The 18,911-nt window shown below is 55.8% G+C and carries 16 protein-coding genes and 1 pseudogene; 13 read left to right on the forward strand and 4 right to left on the reverse strand.

The window, feature by feature from the left end:
- Window positions 1–169: 169 nt before the first annotated feature.
- The 4 genes from JW953_08040 to JW953_08055 all read right to left on the reverse strand — a co-directional run bounded on the left by JW953_08040 (window position 170) and on the right by JW953_08055 (window position 2,987).
- Window positions 170–1,048 carry an AAA family ATPase gene (locus tag JW953_08040; protein ID MBN1992644.1) on the reverse strand — a complete coding sequence of 293 codons (879 nt, stop codon included), beginning with the start codon at window positions 1,046–1,048 and terminating at the stop codon, window positions 170–172.
- 158 nt (window positions 1,049–1,206) lie between these two features.
- A complete protein-coding gene (locus JW953_08045; GenBank protein MBN1992645.1) occupies window positions 1,207–2,118 on the reverse strand; it encodes a HAMP domain-containing histidine kinase in 912 nt (303 codons plus the stop codon).
- Window positions 2,119–2,198: 80 nt separating this feature from the next.
- On the reverse strand, window positions 2,199–2,675 hold the full coding sequence (locus JW953_08050; GenBank protein ID MBN1992646.1) for an NYN domain-containing protein: 477 nt from the start codon (window positions 2,673–2,675) through the stop codon (window positions 2,199–2,201).
- A gap of 120 nt (window positions 2,676–2,795) precedes the next feature.
- Window positions 2,796–2,987 (reverse strand): hypothetical protein, encoded by a 192-nt coding sequence (locus JW953_08055; protein MBN1992647.1) that lies wholly within the window; start codon window positions 2,985–2,987, stop codon window positions 2,796–2,798.
- 209 nt (window positions 2,988–3,196) lie between these two features.
- Between JW953_08055 and JW953_08060 the strand changes: the two genes are divergently transcribed.
- From JW953_08060 to JW953_08120, 13 genes and pseudogenes are all read left to right on the forward strand, one after another.
- The gene (locus tag JW953_08060; GenBank protein MBN1992648.1) at window positions 3,197–3,784 is read left to right on the forward strand and encodes a DUF1442 domain-containing protein; all 588 of its coding nucleotides are present in this window, start codon (window positions 3,197–3,199) and stop codon (window positions 3,782–3,784) included.
- A gap of 2 nt (window positions 3,785–3,786) precedes the next feature.
- Window positions 3,787–4,701: an alkaline phosphatase family protein gene (locus tag JW953_08065; GenBank protein MBN1992649.1), complete on the forward strand. Its 915-nt coding sequence runs from the start codon at window positions 3,787–3,789 to the stop codon at window positions 4,699–4,701.
- Window positions 4,702–4,838: 137 nt separating this feature from the next.
- Window positions 4,839–5,657 carry an ATP-dependent sacrificial sulfur transferase LarE gene (gene larE, locus JW953_08070; protein MBN1992650.1) on the forward strand — a complete coding sequence of 273 codons (819 nt, stop codon included), beginning with the start codon at window positions 4,839–4,841 and terminating at the stop codon, window positions 5,655–5,657.
- A pseudogene (gene larB / locus JW953_08075) lies at window positions 5,638–6,412 on the forward strand (nickel pincer cofactor biosynthesis protein LarB). The gene larE and the pseudogene larB overlap by 20 nt, the downstream one beginning before the upstream one ends.
- Window positions 6,412–7,614 carry a nickel pincer cofactor biosynthesis protein LarC gene (larC, locus tag JW953_08080; protein MBN1992651.1) on the forward strand — a complete coding sequence of 401 codons (1,203 nt, stop codon included), beginning with the start codon at window positions 6,412–6,414 and terminating at the stop codon, window positions 7,612–7,614. Before larB ends, larC begins: the two are co-directional and overlap by 1 nt.
- Window positions 7,607–8,419 (forward strand): isopentenyl phosphate kinase family protein, encoded by an 813-nt coding sequence (locus JW953_08085; GenBank protein ID MBN1992652.1) that lies wholly within the window; start codon window positions 7,607–7,609, stop codon window positions 8,417–8,419. Before larC ends, JW953_08085 begins: the two co-directional genes overlap by 8 nt.
- Window positions 8,420–8,549: 130 nt before the next feature.
- Complete coding sequence (locus JW953_08090) at window positions 8,550–8,720, forward strand: 4Fe-4S binding protein (GenBank protein ID MBN1992653.1); 171 nt, start codon at window positions 8,550–8,552, stop codon at window positions 8,718–8,720.
- Between the two features lie 273 nt (window positions 8,721–8,993).
- Window positions 8,994–9,776, forward strand: coding sequence for a ParA family protein (locus tag JW953_08095; protein MBN1992654.1), 783 nt, complete (start codon window positions 8,994–8,996; stop codon window positions 9,774–9,776).
- 11 nt (window positions 9,777–9,787) lie between these two features.
- Window positions 9,788–10,579 carry a ParA family protein gene (locus JW953_08100; GenBank protein MBN1992655.1) on the forward strand — a complete coding sequence of 264 codons (792 nt, stop codon included), beginning with the start codon at window positions 9,788–9,790 and terminating at the stop codon, window positions 10,577–10,579.
- 16 nt (window positions 10,580–10,595) lie between these two features.
- Window positions 10,596–13,187: a hypothetical protein gene (locus JW953_08105; protein MBN1992656.1), complete on the forward strand. Its 2,592-nt coding sequence runs from the start codon at window positions 10,596–10,598 to the stop codon at window positions 13,185–13,187.
- Between the two features lie 169 nt (window positions 13,188–13,356).
- Window positions 13,357–15,387 carry a glycosyltransferase family 39 protein gene (locus JW953_08110; GenBank protein MBN1992657.1) on the forward strand — a complete coding sequence of 677 codons (2,031 nt, stop codon included), beginning with the start codon at window positions 13,357–13,359 and terminating at the stop codon, window positions 15,385–15,387.
- A gap of 24 nt (window positions 15,388–15,411) precedes the next feature.
- Complete coding sequence (locus JW953_08115) at window positions 15,412–16,119, forward strand: glycosyltransferase family 39 protein (protein ID MBN1992658.1); 708 nt, start codon at window positions 15,412–15,414, stop codon at window positions 16,117–16,119.
- Entirely contained in the window at window positions 16,028–18,523 is a 2,496-nt protein-coding gene (locus JW953_08120; protein MBN1992659.1) for a hypothetical protein, read from the forward strand. Before JW953_08115 ends, JW953_08120 begins: the two co-directional genes overlap by 92 nt.
- Window positions 18,524–18,911 lie beyond the last annotated feature (388 nt).

Below are 18,911 nucleotides of genomic sequence, written 5' to 3' on the forward strand. Positions count from 1 at the left end.
CTTTGCTTGCTCCCAAAAAGAACAACGCAGTTTCGTTCGTTTATGCTGTTTTTAATGTTCATTATGTCAATGCAAAAGTCGAGTATTAACTTTTCTGTGCACTATTTTAGCAGACAGGCATACCCTTGTCAATTTTTTATTATGGTAAACCAAGAGCCAATTTTAATGGTTAGGGACCGCCGCCTGTTTCGGTTGTGGCTTCTGCGGAGGCAGTGGCGGTAGCGGCGACAGCAGTAGCCGTGGCCGCAGTGTCTGCTTCTGCGGTGGCGGTAGCGGCAGCAGCCGTGGCGGTGGCATTGGCGGCAACGGTGGCCGTGGCCGCGGCAGCCGTAGCGGTGGCATTGGCGGCAGCGGTGGCAGTAGCAGCGGTGGCAGTAGCAGCGGTGGCAGTAGCAGCGGTGGCAGTAGCATTGGCAGCAGCAGTGGCGGTGGCCGCGACAGCCGTAGCATTGGCGGCAGCGGTGGCCGTGGCCGCCACGGCCGTGGCATTGGCGGCGGTAGCGGTAGCCGCGGCGGCCGCGGCGGTAGCATTGGCAGCCGCGGTGGCTGTGATCGCGGCAGCTGTAGCATTGCCAACGGCCGTGGCGGTAGCCGCCACGGCCGTAGCCGTAGCCGCAGCATTTACCGTGGGCGTGGGCGAGGCAGTGCTGGTTGGCGTTAAAGTGCCGGTTGGGGTAGAGGTGGGTGGTATGGTATTGGTGGGTGAAGGCGTGGCGGTGGGCGGAACAGAGGTGGGGGTATCAGATGGCGCAGCGGTAGGGAACGATTGAGTGGGGGTTGGTTCTAAGGTGAGGGTGGGGGTATTGCTTGGCTCGGACTCAATAATGGTCAGCGTAGGCGACGGCGTGTTTTGAACGGTTGGAGTTGGGGTTGGCGTAAACGTAAAGCCAAAAGGGGTTGGGGTTGATAACTCGGCTGGCGGGGCTGAAGCTAAAAAGGTAATACCCAGGCAATAACACGGAATAGTCACAATAATAATGCCCAGAAGCACAAAATAGATATTTCGTTTATCTTTGGGCAGGTCACCCAACCATTGATTGAGACTCAAAAAAAACTCCAGCAATGGACGGGGCTATCCCAATTTTTAGGTCATAGAGTAGGGACAGGACAATGTCCTGCCCCTACCGCCAAAATTTTGGGACGCGCCCCAATAGACTTAATTGCAGAGGTATGATAGAGGTATAGGGGCAGGTTGTCAAAATGGGCTTAGCCTTTAGGGGCCTCCCCCAAAGGCAAAATGAGGTGAAATTTACTACCGGGATATTGGGCGGGTTCATAGACGGGGCTCTCCACCCACAACGAGCCGCCGTGCGCCTCGGCCACCCCCCGCGCAATCGGCAGGCCCAGGCCGGCCCCACCGCCCATAAAATCGGTTTTGCTGGTGCTGTGCAGCTCAATTTCGCGCACCTCATAAAAACCTTCAAAGATATGCTTTTGTTGGTCTTGAGGCACGCCCACGCCGCTGTCGGTAACGGTTATTTTTACAAACTTATTATTTTTATCATCACTGGCCATCAAGTCGGCCGTCAACTCAATAACGCCCCCATCCGGGGTGTACTTAACGGCATTGCTCACCAAATTTCGCAAAATCTGGGTAACGCGCTCGCCATCAATCCACATCACCGGCACGTGATTAGCCTCGCCGATGAGCAAAGTTTGCCGCCGCCTGGCCACCACTTTTCTAAAATCTTTCAGAATTTTCTCAAAGATGAGCGACAACTGAACCGGGGCGTGTTTGAGCTGTAACGTTCCGGCCTCAATCCGAGTCACATCAAGCATATCCTGCACCAACCCTTGCAGGCGATCAATGCCGGTAATAACGCCGTCAATAAGTTCCAGGGTGGCTTCATCGGCATTGGCTATAAATTTGCTACCGGGACTGGTGAGGACGCTGAGATAACCCCGCAGCGCCGCCAAGGGCGTGCGCAGTTCGTGGGCGGCCATGTTAATAAAACGGGACTTCATGGCGTCGGTGTGGGCCAGAGCCTCATTGGCCGTGGTCAATTCTTGAATCTTTCGTTCAAGCCGATTGGCCAAAAGCTGGCTGTACTTGCGCAAACGAGCATTTTCCTGTTCAAGGGCGATGAGGTCCGGTTTATCGTTTGAAAATTCAGTCATTTGTTTTGTTAAAATTCCGGGTCTGTATTGCACAAACAAAATCAAGCTATCTTTAGACCAGGCTGCCTATTTATCAGGATTCACGTTCTGCGCTGGCTGAAGATAGCCAGCCACTCTTCTACCTCATCGGGTGAAAGTCTTATGTTAGCCCTGCGCTCTTCCGGCGCAGCCGGTGGAACGGACAAGGCTAACAATTGCCGGGCAAACTCAGCCGATGAGACCACCCGTATCCCGGCCTGGCGCGCGGCCCGCTCCACCGCCCGGTCAGACGTAACCACCATCACCGCCTGAGGATTTCTAACTTTGCGGATACGCCGGATAAGGGCTTGATCCGCGCTCTGGCCCGGCGAGACAAATTGCGCGGTAATTCCGCCCTGCTTCAGCTTTTGGCCGGGTTGATAGGTCTGGCCGGGGTCAAAAATAACGGTCACTTTATGGCCGGTTCTGGCCCGGTAACGGCGCAGGTACGCCAGTAGTTTCTCTTCGTCATCCGGGTCATTCAGTTGGAGATGGGGCATCTGGCCAATCAAGTTGTGTCCATCAACAAGCCACTGCATACTTTAATTATATAACACCGACACGCCATCGGGCAATGGGAAATGCGGGGGAGAAAGGTTAAAATCTTAACGCCTCTTTATATCCAAAATTGGAGAGTCTTGCATAGTTAAAAATTTCACTTATAACCTGAGAGCAATTGCAGCAGCCTCCTTGCTTGTTGCTTCGAGGCCATAGGCCGAGAAATCTCTCCCAACTTCCAGAAAAAAGGGACTGTTAGAAGACAAGTCAAGTCCAAAAGCAGTCTTTTTGCCAGCCAGGTTCGGCTCAAAGCCCACTTCTGGGGATTTCTCGCCTGCGGCTCGAAATGACATCGGGAGTGTGACTCCCAAACAAATTATGCAAGGCTCTCCATGCCCTTTACGCAATACACAATACCCAACACGCCCCCCCTCACCACGCAACACTCCGCCAACAGCTCCCCGGCGGCCTTACGCCTAAGCGGTTATTACCCGTAGAAATACTTGCCTACTTCATTGGCCTCACGTATAGTATCCCCCATCCACACCCAAAGGAGAAAACTATGGATCAAGAACTGTTTGACGTTCTGACCGAACTCGAAAGACAGGATCAGCAGGAACGCGCCCAAAACTTGCCCCCGACCCGGCGCATCCAGGCGATGGACTCTGACGCGGCCAAATTATTGTTTACCCTGGCTGTGGCAAACAAAGCCCAAAACCTGGTTGAAATTGGCAGCAGCGTGGGTTACTCCACCCTGTGGCTGGCCTACGCGGCCTCGTTTAGCGGCGGCAAAGTAATTACCTGTGAACTTGACCCGGCCAGGGCCGATAAAACCCGCGCCAACTTGAGCCGGGCCAAGATGGACGCTTACGCGCAAGTGCTAACCGGCGATGCCCGCGAATTGCTGCGCCATCGCCAGGAACCGCTTGATTTTGTTTTTATTGACGCCAATAAAGGCCAGTACGAAACCTATTTTGACGTGGTCTACAAACGGTTGAATGTTGGTGCCCTGGTTGTGGCCGATAACGTTGTTTCTCACCAGGATGAATTGTTGGATTATGTAACCTACGTGCAAAACCATCCCCACCTGGAGAGCGTTACCGTGCCGCTTGGCCGGGGGCTGGAGATCACCGTGAAAACGGTGGCCTGACCATGGAAAAATCTGTGGCGGTGCTTTTTTTGGATGGGGTTGGTTTAGGAGAGGCCAATCCTGAAACCAACCCCTTTATGCACGTTGACCTGCCGTGCTTCCGGGCGTTGTTAAATGTGCCGCATTTAACGCGCAACGCCGCCGGCGCCGTTACCAACCAAGCCGCCCTGTTGGGCCTGGACGCCCTTCTTGGTGTGCCCGGCCTGCCCCAATCCGCTACCGGCCAAACCACCATTCTCACGGGGCGCAACGCGCCCGCGGCCCTGGGAGAACATTATGGCCCCTACCCCAACCAAGCTTTGCGAGAGATGTTGGCCCGGGACAATATTTTCAAAACCCTTTTAGAGGCCGGCCGGCCGGTGGCCTACGCCAACGCCTATCCCGCCCGCTTTCTGGACCGCCTCCGGCGGGGCAAGGGCCGGTTAAGCGCCAATACCCAGGCGGCGTACCTGGCTAACCTCAAAATCCGCAGCAGTGAGGATTTGCGCCGGGGCCGGGCGCTCTCCGCGTTTTTGAGCAACGAATACTGGCCGGAGCCGGACGTTGAATTGCCGGCGGTGAATCCTCGCCAGGCCGGCCGGCAATTTGCCTGCCTGGCCCAAGAACACACCCTTACCTTTTTTGAATTTTGGTATACCGACTGGCTGGGCCACAAACAGAAGCGGGCTGAATCGTTGCAAATTTTGCCCAAACTGGATGACTTTCTGGCCGGTATTTTGGACGAGTTAGACTGGCGTTGTTCCCTTTTACTGGTAGTTAGCGACCACGGCAATTTTGAAGATTGGACCATCCCCAAACATACCAAAAATCCGGCCCTCACCCTGTTGGCCGGTGTCGGATTTCAACAGTTGGTTCCCCGGCTTCATTCCCTGTTGGATGTCAAACCGGCCCTGCTCTCCTTTATCTTAAGCCCTTAGCCGGTAAACGGCCAACGACCAATGAGCTTCTTTCGTCGTCGTTCAACCTCCCCACTCGCGGCTGCTTTTTGTGCTTCCGCCTCCGGCTCTTGCCAGCCGTGCCAATTTAAGGCATAATCCCCTGGTTGAGGAGGCCCATGACCGATAAATTACCACAACTCAAACAACTCCTGCGCAGCATGGAAAGCGTAGCCGTCGCTTACTCCGGGGGGGTGGACAGCACGCTGCTGCTCAAGGTAGCGCACGATGAGCTGGGCGAGCGGGCCGTGGCCTTAACCGCTGTCTCGGCCAGCATGCCCACCGACGAGCGCGAACAGGCCGAGGCCATTATCCGGCAAATTGGCGCCCGCCACGTGTCCATTGACACCCACGAAACCGAAGACCCTCGTTACCTGGCCAACACCCCTCTGCGCTGCTACTTTTGCAAAAACCAGGTTTACGATACCTTGATAACATACGCCCGGGGCCAGGGGTATCGTTACCTGCTGGATGGCACCAACGCCGACGACGTGGGCGACCATCGCCCTGGCCGTCAAGCCGCGCAAGAGCAGGGAGTGCGGAGTCCGTTGCAAGAGGTTGGTTTGAGCAAAGCCGAAATCCGGGAATTGGCCCGTAACTTTAACTTGCCCAATTGGGACAAACCGGCCGCAGCCTGTCTCGCCTCGCGTATTCCCTACCATACCCCTATCACCCTGCCCATGCTCTCGCAGGTAGAACAGGCTGAACTCATTCTAAAAAAAATGGGGCTCCCCCGCATGCGGGTGCGCCACCACCACCAGATTGCCCGGATTGAAGTGCCGCCGGAAGAGTTTGACCTGCTTCTGGCTTATCGCCAGTTGATTGTGGAAAAATTTAAGGCGGTGGGTTACGCCTATGTCACTCTCGACCTGGCCGGTTTCCGCTCCGGCAGTCTGAACGAGGTCATCACGTCGGCCAATGGACGTCAACAGGATTGAACAACTGCTGCTTGAAGTACAGGCCGGGCAAATTACCGTAGCCCAGGCCCTGGAACAATTACGCGGGTTGCCTTATGAAGACATCGGCCATACCCGCCTGGACATGCATCGCGCCCTGCGCCAGGGCTTGCCCGAGGTTGTTTTTTGCGAAAACAAAACCGTTGAGCAGATCGTGGCCATTTTGCAGCGACTGGGCCGGCACCACGATCGCGTTTTGGCAACTCGGGCCTCTGCGGAAAAGGCCGAGGCGGTTCAAGCCAAAGTGCCCCACACCCGTTACGATGCGACCTCGCGCCTGCTCACCCTGGTCCGCCGCGATCTTGACCCGCCGCTTGAGGACGCGCCCGCCCTATCTACTGGTCGTCAGTGGCGGCACTTCTGACCTGCCCGTGGCTGAAGAAGCGGCCCAAACCGCCGAATTCCTGGGCAGCCGGGTCAGACGAGCCTACGACGTGGGCGTGGCCGGAGTGCATCGCCTGTTAGACCAGCGGGAGTTATTGTTTAAGGCCGAGGTGATAATCAGCGTGGCCGGCATGGAAGGGGCCTTGACCAGCGTGGTTGGCGGGCTGGTCTCCTGCCCCGTTATCGGCGTGCCCACCAGTGTGGGTTACGGGGCCAGCTTCAACGGCCTGGCCGCCTTGCTTTCCATGCTCAATTCGTGCGCTTCGGGCGTGGCGGTAGTGAATATTGACAACGGCTTTGGCGCGGGATTATATGCCCATTTGATTCTGCGGCGGATACAAGGAAAAAGATAATGAAATTAGCCTATTTTGATTGCATCGCCGGGGCCAGCGGCGATATGATTTTGGGAGCGTTGCTTGATGCGGGCTTGGCGGAGGCCACGCTGCGCGAGCGATTGGCCGCGCTTCACCTGGATGATTTTGACCTGCGCTGTAACCGGGTGAACAAAAACGGCTTCAGCGCCACCAAAGTAGACGTGCTGGTCAAAGATGACGCGCCGGCGCGCCACCTGCCGGATATTGAAGGCATCGTGCAAGAAAGCGACCTCTCCCCGGCCATCAAAGCGCAGGCCATTGCCATTTTTCGACGGATGGGTGAGGTTGAGGCCGGGATTCACGGGGCCACGCTGGATCACGTGCACCTGCACGAGTTGGGTGGGGTGGATACCATTGTGGACGTGGTGGGGGCGCTGGTGGGGTTAGAAGAGTTAGGGGTTGAGCGAATTTACGCTTCTCCCCTGCCCTTGGGGCGAGGCTTTGTTACCGGCGCGCACGGGCAGATTCCGTTGCCGGCTCCGGCCACGGTGGGTTTGCTGAAAGGCGTGCCGGTGGTGGGCAGCGATTTGGAGGTAGAATTGGTCACGCCCACCGGCGCGGCCCTGCTTTCCTCACTGGCTGCCGGATTTGGCCCTCTTCCGGCGATGACCCTGACCACCGCCGGTTTTGGAGCCGGTGGCCGCGATTTGCCCATTCCCAATGTGCTGCGCTTGCTGTTGGGAGAAACCGCTGCCCCTCTGCCCACCAAGAGTCAAACCCTGGCCATGCTGGAAACAAACATTGACGACCTTAATCCCGAATTTTATGATTACGTGATAGAACGCCTTTTTGCGGCTAACGCCCTGGATGTTTTCCTCTCGCCCATTCAAATGAAAAAAAATCGCCCGGCCACGTTGCTGCGGGTGTTGAGCCAACCTGCTGATGTGGACCCGCTCATGCAGATTTTACTTGCCGAAACCAGCACGTTGGGCGTCCGCCAGCAGATGGTCACGCGGCATTGCCTGCCCCGTTCAATTGAAACTGTGGCCACGCCTTACGGCCCGATCCGGGTCAAAATTGCGCGCCTGGGCAAGCGAGGGGCCAAAGCCGCGCCGGAGTATGATGATTGCCGCCAGGTGGCCGAGGAGAAGGGGGTATCGCTGCGGGAAGTGTACCGGGCGGCGGAAACAGCAGCCCAAACGCTGATAGCGGCAGAAAGTAAGGGGATATCCATTGGCTGAACTGATTTTGCTCAAATTGGGCGGCTCGGTAATTACCGACAAAACGCAGCCATTTACGGCGCGCGTAGAGGTGATTGAACGATTGGCCGTGGAAATAAAAAACGCCCTGGTTGAGCGAGGCGACGATTTGCAATTGATTATTGGCCACGGCTCCGGTTCGTTTGGGCATCAGGTGGCGGCCAGGTATCAAACTCACCGGGGAGTGGTGGGGCCGGAGAGTTGGCGGGGCTTTGCCGAAGTGGCGGCCGCGGCGGCCGAACTGAACCACCTGGTCATGAAAATTTTTAGAAACGCAGGCATTAGGGCCATCAAATTTCAACCCTCGGCCAGCGTGCGCACCCGGGGGGAGCAGTTGATGTATTTTGAAACGTTCCCCCTCAAAGAGGTGTTACAGCACGGCCTGGTGCCGGTGGTGTATGGCGATGTGAGCGTGGACGCCAACCAGGGCATGAGCATTGTGTCTACCGAAAAATTGTTTGACAACCTGGCCCGCGAGTTATCGCCCCACCGGATTATTTTGTGCGGCCAGGTTGACGGAGTATATGATAAAGACCCCCTGAAACATCCTGAGGCAGCGTTGATTGAGGATATTGACCATAATAATTGGGCCGAAGTTGAGGCCAAACTGGGCGGCTCGCACGGGGTAGACGTGACCGGGGGCATGTTCAGCAAAGTGCGCGACATGTATCGCTTAACGCTGGCCATGCCCCCGATGCAGGCCATGATTATTTCGGCGGAGCAGCCGGGCCATGTAGAGGCTGTGCTAAAAGGGCAAATGGTTGATTTTGGAACGGTGATAAATTAGTACCCTACTTGACAGTTTTTTATTGTTCCCTATAATGTGGCGGTTGTGAATAAATTCTCATTGGCGGCAGATGCGGACTCCCAATTTGGCGGCCAATGAATTATTAATCAATTCAGGAGTAACCTAAAAAATGGCCCATCAAATTACCGAAGAGTGCATCTCGTGCGGCGCTTGCGAGCCTGAATGTCCTGAAGGAGCAATCAGTGAGGGTGATGATATTTTTGTGATTGACCCGGAAAAATGCACCGATTGCGGCACTTGCGTTGAGGTTTGTCCTACCGAAGCAATTGTGGCACTCTAAATCCAATCTTAAATTTTTAGCAAAAGCTATGGCAAAATGCCCTCCCTGAGCGAGGGCATTTTGTTTTACAGGGTATTTTAGCTGTTCTCCAATATTAATTGTTAAAACGTTATGTTGACTAAACTGTTTTAGCTTGGTAAAATCAAGTAATGGTTTATGCCGTAGTCCAAAACAGGATTGTTGTTTGTTTTGTTCACTATTTGCGGATATACTACCATGAGTACGTTGTTAATTTACCCTAAAGGTGCCGGAAAAGGTAAGAAGTAAGGCAATATGCGTAAAATAGCAATTGTTGGTTTTAAGGGCGGCATTGGCAAAACAACCACCTGCGTTAACCTGGGCGCGGCGCTGGCCCTGCGCGGGCACCGCGTCATTATCATTGATACCGATACTCAGGCCAATGTGTCTATGGCTTTGGGGGTCAACAAGTATGATAAATCACTCACCCATATTCTCACCCATCGGGCCACAGCCGCCGAATGTGTAGTCAAGGCCAGAAAAAATCTTGATATATTGCCCAGCGACATTGGCCTTTATAAGGCTCAACAACGGATGGTTCTGGAAATGGCCCGCGAGGAAATTTTTGAAGAGTTGTTTGCCGAGTTGGCCGGTTATGAATACCAACTGCTTGACTGCGCCCCTTCCGTTTCTTTGCTTACCGTTAACACCCTGGCTTATGCCGAGGAAGTATTCATCCCCGTCTCAATGGAAATGCTGGCCGTATCCAGTATTCAACAATTTGTCACTTATCTCAAAGACATCAACCGCATGTTGGGCCGGGAAACCATCATTCGCTTGATCATCCCCACGCTTTATGACCCTCGTCGCAAAATTAGCCAGCAGGTGGTGCGTGGGCTTAAAAAAATGGGGCCGGTGGTGGCCGACCCTATTTGGGTTGATACCAAATTATCGGAAGCGCCGGGCCAGGGTAAAACCATTTTTGAATACGCCCCCCGTTCTCGCGGGGCCATAGACTACGCCCGGCTGACCGAGTTTGTGGTGAAAATGCCGCCGTTGAACACAAACAATAAAACGCCATCATCTTTGCAAAATTAGGAAGGGAAAAAATGACCCGAATCATTGCCATTGCCAATCGAAAAGGGGGGGTGGGTAAAACCACCACGGTGATTAACCTGAGCGTGGCCCTGGCTCAGATGAAGCAAAAAGTTTTAGTGGTAGATATGGACCCGCAGGGCGCGTTATCTGCCGGACTGGGCATTGACGCAGCGGAACTGGATGACACCATCTATACCGTGTTGATGGATAATGATTTTCCCATCAGCCGGGTGATCAGCCCGGTACAGGCCTATTTGGACCTGATTCCGGCCAACGCCGACCTGTCTGCCGCCGAAATAGAGTTGATCCCGGAAATTCGACGCGAATTGGTGTTGCGCCGCGTGCTGGAACCCCTCAACTCTTGGTACGACTTTGTGTTGATTGACTGTCCCCCCAGTTTGAGTTTATTGACCATCAATGCTTTATGCACCAGCCAGGAAGTGATCATTCCGCTGCAATGCGAGCACTTTGCCACGCGCGGTATTCAACTGATGCTTGATACCATTAACCGGATCCAGGATCGTTTGAACCCCGACTTGAGACTGCGCGGCATCCTGGCCACCATGTACTCCACCGGCACCATTCACGCCCGCGAAGTGCTGGAAGAGATTCGCTCCGAGTTTGGCGACAAAGTATTTGACGTGATCATTTACAAAAGCATCCGGTTTGCCGAAGCGTCGGAAGCCAACAAGGCCATTGTGGAACACGCCACCAAACACAAAGGGGCGCAGGCATACAAAAAGCTGGCCAAAATTTTGCTTGAAGAGAACGACCATCACCCTGATGAAACAGAGCCAGCCTGAAGCACGGCCGGCCAGAATGACAAGCGAACACAGGCCTAAAAAGAGCAACTTTGGCCGGCAATCCTTCATCGGTTTATTGCTTTATGCCTCATTGATCATGGGGGTGGCCTTTGGCTTGCGGGTGATTAAGCTCAATCATCTGCCCCTCTCCTTGAGCCTGGATGAAGCCACCAACGGCCTGGATGCGCTCCAGTTGATGCGGCTCAAGTGGCTCACGCCCTTTTTGCAAAACAACTTTGGCCGCGAGACCCTCTTTTTTTATATGCAGGCCGTAGCCCTCCGGCTTTACGGCATTTCTTTTTTCTCCCTCAGACTTGCCTCGGTTCTGGCGGCCACTTTAACCGTTCCCCTGGTATATGCGGTTGGACGACGCCTACGTTTGGATCATTTATTTCTCCCGGAGAAAATAAACCACCACCTCAACCTGCCGGCCGTTAGCTTGCTGGCCGCCGCCGGCCTGGCGATCTCCTACTGGCACATCTATTTTAGCCGCTTGAGTTTACGCGCAATTTTATTGCCGCCGCTGCTTTTGGGCCTGGTGTGGTGTTTCTGGCGGGGGTGGTTTGCGGGCGGCAGCCTCGCTGCCCGGCCTCCTTTTTCCCGGCGATGGATTTGGTTGGCCGCGGCCGGAATGCTGCTGGGGTTAACCTTTTACACTTACCTGGCCGCCCGGCTCCTACCTTTTTTATTTGTGGTTTTTATGGCCATAGAATTGTTAAAAAACAAATCCAATCGTAAAGAAAGGCTAATTGGTTTTTTGATTTTCAGCCTGGCCGCTGTTCTGGTGGTCACGCCCCTCATCCTCTATTATTATCAAAATCCGCAGGCCTTTAACAGTCGCACGCAGGCCATTTCCATTCTGGCCGCCGGTCATCCCCTGCCCGCGCTAACGGGCAACCTGGTTTCGCTATTACAAGTTCATTTTTGGGCCAACACCTGGCTCCAGGAATGGCCCGCGCTTAATTTATTATCGGCGTTGGGCCTGCTGGTTGGCCTGCCGGTTTGTGTTTATCATTTCAAAAAACCGGCCGCCCTTTTTTTGCTGCTGTGGTGGCTTATTGGCACCCTTCCGGTTTTGATCTCCATCCAGGATTGGGCCGCGCCAACCGTTCCCTTGCGGGGGATTGTGGCCTGGCCGGCCCTGTTTCTGATTTCAGCCGTTGGCCTGGCCACTCTGGCCGGAGCAGCCAATCGCCTGCCCGTCTTAAAACCACTGCCCCTGGCCGCCTTTTTACCCCTCCTGCTCCTTATCGGCGGCGGACTCTCCGGCGCCTATAACTACTTTTGGGTATGGGCCACCCATTACAATAATTTTAGCGACCATCCCGCTGTTATGGCCCAATACCTCAATCGCCAAACCCGGCAACTGACCCTCACCCCGCTTATGTTCTACGGCGAAACCGTGGTTCACTTTCTCCTGCAAGCTAACTATCCCACCCTTACCAACATTGACTCTGCCCAACTACACTCGCTGCTGGCCTCGGGCCGGCCCGCCGTTTATCTTTTACCCGCCCGCTCAACCGCCGAATCCATCTTTGTTTTGCTTGAGCCCAACGCCAACGGCCGGGGCGTGGCCCATCTTCTTCCCCCGCTCACCCTGCCCCAGGTAGAGACGCTCTCGCAGCGCACGCAAACCACCTCGCCCCAGGCCCTGATCCTTGACGGCGAACAGGAACCTTTTGCCCACATCTACCCCCTCCCGGCCAACGCCCCTTTTTTGCCTGCGGCTACGCCCCAAACCCCGCCCTTGCAATCCATCCGGGCCAACTTTAATAATGACCTCCTGTTAAGCGCCTATCAGGTCAGCCCGCCGGTTGTCAAACCGGGCGAAACCGTCACCCTCTCCTTCCACTGGCAGGCCCTGCGCCCCATCAACGGCGATTATTATGTTTTCATTCACCTGTTTGACCTTTCCACTGGCCGGCGTCACGGCCAAATCAATACCCCCCTCACCGGCCTCCTGTTCGACGCCCACCGCTGGCCCGTTGGCCTGGCCGTGCCCGGCAGTCACTACTTTACCCTCCCGGCCGATGCGCCCGAGGGGGTCTATCGTTTTGAAGTAGGGCTTTATCACGGCGCTTCACAGGAACGTTTGCCGGTTACCGTAGACGTCGCTGAAACCCCAGACGACAAAATCATTCTGGGCAAATTCCACGTCCGGCGGCAACCCCCGCCCCCGCCCCAATATCCCCTGGCCGGTATCCGGTTTAGCGATGCCGCCACCGGAGAGAGCCTTGCGCTGCTGGGCGTAGATGCGGATCCGCTCCCCGTGCTCCAGCCCGGCCAAACCTTCACCTACCAACTGCACTGGCAGGCTCTGACCCCCCTCACCCACAATTACGTGGTCTTCAACCACCTCCTCGACGCCCAGGGCAACATCCAGGCCCAACAAGACCACCCTCCCCAACAGGGTCGTTACCCCACCTCCTGGTGGGACGTAAACGAAATAGTGATAGACCCCTACGCGTTGGCCCTGCCCCAAAATCTGCCCCCCGGCCCGTACACCCTGCGGGTGGGCCTGTATCAGCCCGAAACCGGCCGGCGGTTGGAGCTAAAAAATCAACCCCAAGATTTTGTTGATTTGCCAAATTTGATTACAGTTCAATAACAATATAGATGTCCAGAAAACAAGGTAGCAAGTAGCAAGGTAGCAGAAAAAAGTTTGCTACTCTGCTACATCTGCTACTCTGCTACATCTGCTACCCTGCTATCTGTTTCAGCGGCAAAAGCTTTTCTGGAACACTATAAAATTCTGAATATCTGGCCGGTGAAGGGAGATGAAAACCAAAACTGTAAGCCGTATCTTTTCACGCATTGCGCAGTATGCCTCACGCGCTCGCTTCCTCATCCTGCTCATTCTCCTGCTCGCCTTTTTTCTGCGCGCCTATCAGCTTGATCAGCAAGCCCTGCGCGGCGACGAAGCCGCCACCGTCCACTACTCTGCCCTGCCCGTCAGCCTGTTATGGGAACTTTCGCGCGTCACCGACCCCCACCCGCCCCTTTATTACCTGCTGCTCCATCCCTGGCAGTGGCTGCTGGGCAAAGAGGCCTGGCTGATGCGTTTTACCGGGGTTATAGCTGGCGTGTTGAGCGTGGCGGCGTTATTCACCCTGGCCCGCCTCACCTTGCGTTCAGTTCGCCTCAGCCTGCTGGCCGCAGCCCTGCTGGCTCTCAATCCCTTGCAAATCTGGCTGGCCCAAGACTTGCGCTCTTATCCCATTTTTACCCTGCTGGGTCTGCTCTCATCGTGGGCTTTATGGTTGGCCCTCAACCCCAAAACCCAACGTACCGCAAAACCCAATTCTCCTTTTTCCCTCCCCTGGTTTCTTTACATTTTTTTTACCACTGCCTGCCTGTACATCCACTACTACACTGTTTTTTTCATTGCCTTTCAAGGCTTGTTTGTGTTGCTCAATTTCCAAAAATACTGGAGCCAAAAGTGGCCCTGGCTTGCCTCCCAAATGGCTATTGGTCTTTTAATCATTCCCGGCCTATACCTGGCTTCCCACTTGTGGGGGCAGGCTGCCGGCGGCATTGACGTGCTTTCCACCGCCGACATCCTGCGCCTGACCTCCACCGCCCTGCTCACCGGCTTCACCATAGATTCAACTCGCGGCCTGTGGGCCAGCCTATTGTTGGCCCCGGTGTGGCTAATGGGCCTGATCACCTTGCTGCGGCGGAATTTTACCACCGGTACATTTTGGGGCCTGTTTTTTGCCGGACCGGTTTTGGGCGTCATTGCCCTGTCCATTGGCCAGCCATTTTTTAAAGAACGGTTTCTCATCCAGGCTCACCCGGCCTTTGAGTTATTGTTGGCCGCCGGCTTTTTGGCCTTGTGGCAACTAAACAAACCGTCGTCCGGGCCGCAATCCACCCTCCGCCATACCCTGCGACCGTTGGCCCTTATTTCTCCCCTTCTCCTGTCCGCCCTGCTTTATTTTAATCTCTTGGCCCTACAAAACTACTTTACCAACCCTCTTTATGCCAAAGCCCCGCCCTGGCATTTGTACCACCATTACGTGAGCGACAACGCCCGCCCCGAAGATTTGATGCTGACCAACTTTCCCGAAGCGGCCGTGAGTTATTACAGTCCCGCTGCCTTACCCTTCCGCGTTATCCCCGACGAGCGCGACCGCTCAACCGCAGCCCGGCTGGCCGAGATTGAAAGCGTGGCTAACCAGTTTCGTCGCATCTGGTTTTTGCCCCTGCTGCGGCAGGGTTTTGACGAGCAGGGCGACGTGCTCAATTGGCTCGACCGCCACGCCGACCGCGTTGATCAAACCTTTTTCCCTGTTTTTCACGTCAACCTCTACCTCACCCCCCCCGCCATTGCAAATGCCTTGGTCGGCCAACCGGCCGCCTTTGCCCACGGTGTTCGCCTGCGGGGTTATCAAATTTTTAATAAAGCAGGCGACTCTCGCCTTACCGGCATGCCCGGCGAAAAAACCCATCTTTTAACCCTGGAACCCGGCGATGAATTTACCCTTTCTCTCTATTGGCAGGCCAATGGCCCTACCCCTACACCTTACACCGTCTTTACCCACCTCATTGCCGCCAATGGCTTTAACCAGGCCGGCCAGGATAACCAGCCGGTTTGGGGTACCTATCCCACCACCGCCTGGCAGCCCGGCGAAAAAATCACCGACAAATACACCCTGACCCTCCCTCAAGGTCTCCCCTCCGGCGACTACCGGCTGCACGTTGGCTGGTACCAGGCCGATACCCTGGCGCGGACGCCCGTTTTAGCCGAGGACGGCCGGCCGCTTGACGATCACCTTATCTTGAGTATCATCATTCGGGTTGAATAACCCCAAAAACCGGGATTGCAAACATTGAAAGTAACTACCTTGCTCCCGCAAACGGCAAAATTAAATACCCCTTTTTTCTTCGTGCTCCTGCTTCACCTCGTTCTGGCTCTGGCCTATTCCAGCCTGGTTCCCCTGGGCGAAGCGCCCGATGAATCGGCCCACCTGGGTTATGCCCGTTTTATAGCCAACCATGGCCGCCTGCCGGCCACCCTGGCCGAACGCCGGGAGGCCGATTATCGCGCCGACTTTCCGCCGCTTTATTATCTGCTCATTGCCCGGCCCCTGGCCGCGGTGGGCGATGCGCCGCCCACCCAGCTCAAATCCTTTGGCGACAGCCCGCGCCGGCTCATTCCCTTCAACGGCCAAACCAGCGCCGCCTTCATCCACACCGCCGACGAAGCCTGGCCCTGGCAGGGCCTCACCCTGGGTTGGCACCTGAGCCGCTTTGTCTCTGTTCTATTCTCCACGCTGGCCCTCATTCCCACTTACCTCATCGCCCGGCGGTTAACGGGCCAACGTCGCCTGGCCGCGTGCGCCGCCGGCCTGCAAGCCTTTACGCCCCAGGTGCTCTTTGTGGGCAGCGTGCTCAACGAAGACAGCCTGCTCATTTTTCTCACCGGCCTTATTTTGTTGGCCCTTATTGGCTATACCACCCCCCCCCCGGCTGCCCGGCTTAAGCCATACCTTTGTGTTGGGCTTGCTGCTGGGCCTGGCCGGCATGTCAAAATATAACGCCCTGCCTCTCTGTCCCCTGGTGGGGGGGTGGGGCTTTTGGCTGGCCTGCCAAAAATGGAGAGATAAAACCGGCAGCCTATCCGCCAAAATCAAACGATTGCTGCAATCCTTAAGTGTTTTTTCTCTCGGCGTTGTTTTAACCGCCGGGTGGTGGCCGGCTTTTGTCTGGTATCACTTCAACGAAGTTGAAACCCTGGGCCTGCTGCGCGGTTCTTTGGCCGCCTTCACTTCCAGCACCCACGATACCACGCTGCGCCAGGTTGCGGCCGGGGCTTCGTTCAGCCTGCCTTCATTTTCAGATTGGTGGGCCTGGCTGGTCACTCTTTTTAAATCGTTTTGGGGGCTTTTTGGCGGCGGCGGGGCCATTGAACTGCCGGCCTGGGCCTACGGGAGCCTGGCAGTTTTTTGTCTGCTGGCCGTCATTGGTCTGGTCAATAAAATATTCCGGCCTCAACCTTCATCCTTCCGACTGCCGCCTTCATCCCTCCTCCTCTTTTTTCTGACCCCCCTCTTTTTCCTGCCGCTCCCTCTGCTTCGTTTCATCCTTACCGGGGCAAACGTGGCCGAAAGCGCCCAGGGCCGCCATCTCTTTCCGGCGCTCCCGGCCATCACCCTGGCTTTGGTCTGGGGCTTATCCGCTTTTCACGAAAAATTCTTAACCGGCAATTCTGGCCACCAGGGTCAAACCCCCATCCGTAATCCGCAATACGGAATAGGCAACATACTGGCTCGCCTTCATCTGATGAAAATCATCTTCCCCCTCTTTAGCCTCTGGCTCAGCCTTTATGCCCTGGCCCTCATTCAAGCCGATTTTCCCCCGCCCATTCCTCTCCGCACCACTCCCGATGCCGCCACTGCCAAAAATCTGCTCAACGCCCCGTTGGCCAAAGGCGTCACGTTGGTGGGTTATGAATTGCATCAGGTTGAGGGCAGGTTTCTTCCCTTGACCCTGGTCTGGCAAGCCGAAGCCATCCCCTCCCAGGATTACCTCATCAATCTCACCCTGACCGGCCCGGCCGGCCAACTGTTGGGCGGCTGGTTGGGTCATCCCCTCGGCGGGCGTTATCCCACTCGCACCTGGGATAAGGGCGACATTCTGCGCGATACCATTCCCATCCCCCTGCTGCCCCATGCTTCCGCTGCCGGCGTCACCCTGTCGCTCCAACTGCTCGACCCTCAAGAGCAACCGGTTTCTGTTCCGCTTACGCTTACGCCCGCTCTCTCCCTCCCTGCTCAACTTTCCTCCGCCCCTGTCCTTCCCCCCCAACTGCGGGCCGATGGCCTCTCCCCCGCCTCCCCCTTCACCTATCGCAGCACCCTCAGCTTTATCTTGCCCGGCGCCTCCGATCCACCCATTCTCAACGATCCTTCCGGCCAAGTTTTTACTCCCACCCGGTTCCTATCCGGGCCTGGCGGCGGCATTGCCCATTTTATCGTTGCCGCCCACTGGCCCGGCGGCAGTTACCAACTCTCTCTGCTGCCCGGTTCTCTCTTCTCTATCCACAACCGGCCGCGCCAATTTGAGCCGCCGCCAATGGCCTATCCCCTCAACGCCAACTTTGCCGGAGCCATCACCTTACTGGGTTACGATCTACCGCAGCGCCGGGTTCAGCCGGGCCAGAGTTTTCCCGTCACCTTACACCTGCGCGCCGAACGCACCCTGGGCCAAAACCTGGTCATCTTCAATCACCTGTTAGACCAAAACGCCGGGCAACGCGGCGGCGAGGACCGCATTCCTTTAAAATATTACACGACCCTGCTCTGGGTTCCCGGCGAGATTGTGTCCGACGCCTACGACGTTCCGGTTGAAACGGCCGCCCCTCCCGGCGTCTACTGGCTGGATGTGGGCTTCTACCCTGCTAACCAACCCCATACCTCTCTGCCGCTTTTTGTTGAAGGCCAGCCTATTGACCGCAATAGCGTCCGCCTGGGCCCCCTCAAAGTTGGCGGCCCGCCGCCCGGCATCACCGTATCCGGCATTAATCCGCAACAATTCGTCAAACAAAGTTTTGGCCGTCAAATTACGCTCATCGGCTTCAACCTGGCCGATCTTGACCACCACCCCCTTGACCCCTCGCAGCCTGTCCCCCCCAATTTGCAACTCGCCCTCTTCTGGCAGGCCGATAACATCCCCCCGGCCGACTACACCGTTTTTGTGCACCTGCTCAACCCCGCCGGCCACCTGGTCGCCTCATTTGATAGCCCCCCCGCCGGCGGAGCCTATCCCACCAGTCTCTGGGACCCCGGCGAAATCATCGCCGATCAACGCCGGCTCTCCAATTTACCGCCCGGTTCCTACACCCTCCAGGCCGGTCTTTACCGGCCCGATACCGGCGAACGATTGCCAACGCCAGGCAGCCTAGACGGCGCAGTCAGCTTGATGGATTTTGTAGTTGAATAAGAGCCGTATGGGGATAACATATACTAAAAACAGAACGTCTTTTCTCTAACCTAAAATCTGGGAGGCCTCGCCTCGCCAAAGTAGTTGCGTCTGTTATGACAGAACACGCCGATAGATTGGTGCACGCTTTTACCGTGATAAGTCAAAATAATATGCAGATTCGTCCGCGATTATTGTAGGGTAATAAAGACCCTAAAGGTCTTTATGAATTTTTAGAAATTAATCCGGTAATGTAGGGGCGTACCCTTGTGGTCGCCCCGGAGGACAGGCGCAAGGCGCTGTCCCTACGATTACCGACATAATGATACTGTTGGCGAATTTATGTAAAGCAACAAGGTCAAGGCCAATATGACAAATACTCCAAAACGAGGCAGAATTTGCTGCACCA

The organism is Anaerolineae bacterium, from assembly GCA_016931895.1.
Lineage (GTDB): Bacteria > Chloroflexota > Anaerolineae > 4572-78 > J111 > JAFGNV01.

Excerpts from the sequence above, each read along its gene's own strand:
- JW953_08045 (MBN1992645.1), bottom strand. The coding sequence starts at position 2,118 with ATGACTGAATTTTCAAACGATAAACCGGACCTCATCGCCCTTGAACAG.
- JW953_08050 (MBN1992646.1), bottom strand. The coding sequence starts at position 2,675 with ATGCAGTGGCTTGTTGATGGACACAACTTGATTGGCCAGATGCCCCAT.
- JW953_08055 (MBN1992647.1), bottom strand. The coding sequence starts at position 2,987 with ATGTCATTTCGAGCCGCAGGCGAGAAATCCCCAGAAGTGGGCTTTGAG.
- JW953_08060 (MBN1992648.1), top strand. The coding sequence starts at position 3,197 with ATGGATCAAGAACTGTTTGACGTTCTGACCGAACTCGAAAGACAGGAT.
- JW953_08065 (MBN1992649.1), top strand. The coding sequence starts at position 3,787 with ATGGAAAAATCTGTGGCGGTGCTTTTTTTGGATGGGGTTGGTTTAGGA.
- larE (MBN1992650.1), top strand. The coding sequence starts at position 4,839 with ATGACCGATAAATTACCACAACTCAAACAACTCCTGCGCAGCATGGAA.
- larC (MBN1992651.1), top strand. The coding sequence starts at position 6,412 with ATGAAATTAGCCTATTTTGATTGCATCGCCGGGGCCAGCGGCGATATG.
- JW953_08090 (MBN1992653.1), top strand. The coding sequence starts at position 8,550 with ATGGCCCATCAAATTACCGAAGAGTGCATCTCGTGCGGCGCTTGCGAG.
- JW953_08095 (MBN1992654.1), top strand. The coding sequence starts at position 8,994 with ATGCGTAAAATAGCAATTGTTGGTTTTAAGGGCGGCATTGGCAAAACA.
- JW953_08100 (MBN1992655.1), top strand. The coding sequence starts at position 9,788 with ATGACCCGAATCATTGCCATTGCCAATCGAAAAGGGGGGGTGGGTAAA.
- JW953_08105 (MBN1992656.1), top strand. The coding sequence starts at position 10,596 with ATGACAAGCGAACACAGGCCTAAAAAGAGCAACTTTGGCCGGCAATCC.
- JW953_08110 (MBN1992657.1), top strand. The coding sequence starts at position 13,357 with ATGAAAACCAAAACTGTAAGCCGTATCTTTTCACGCATTGCGCAGTAT.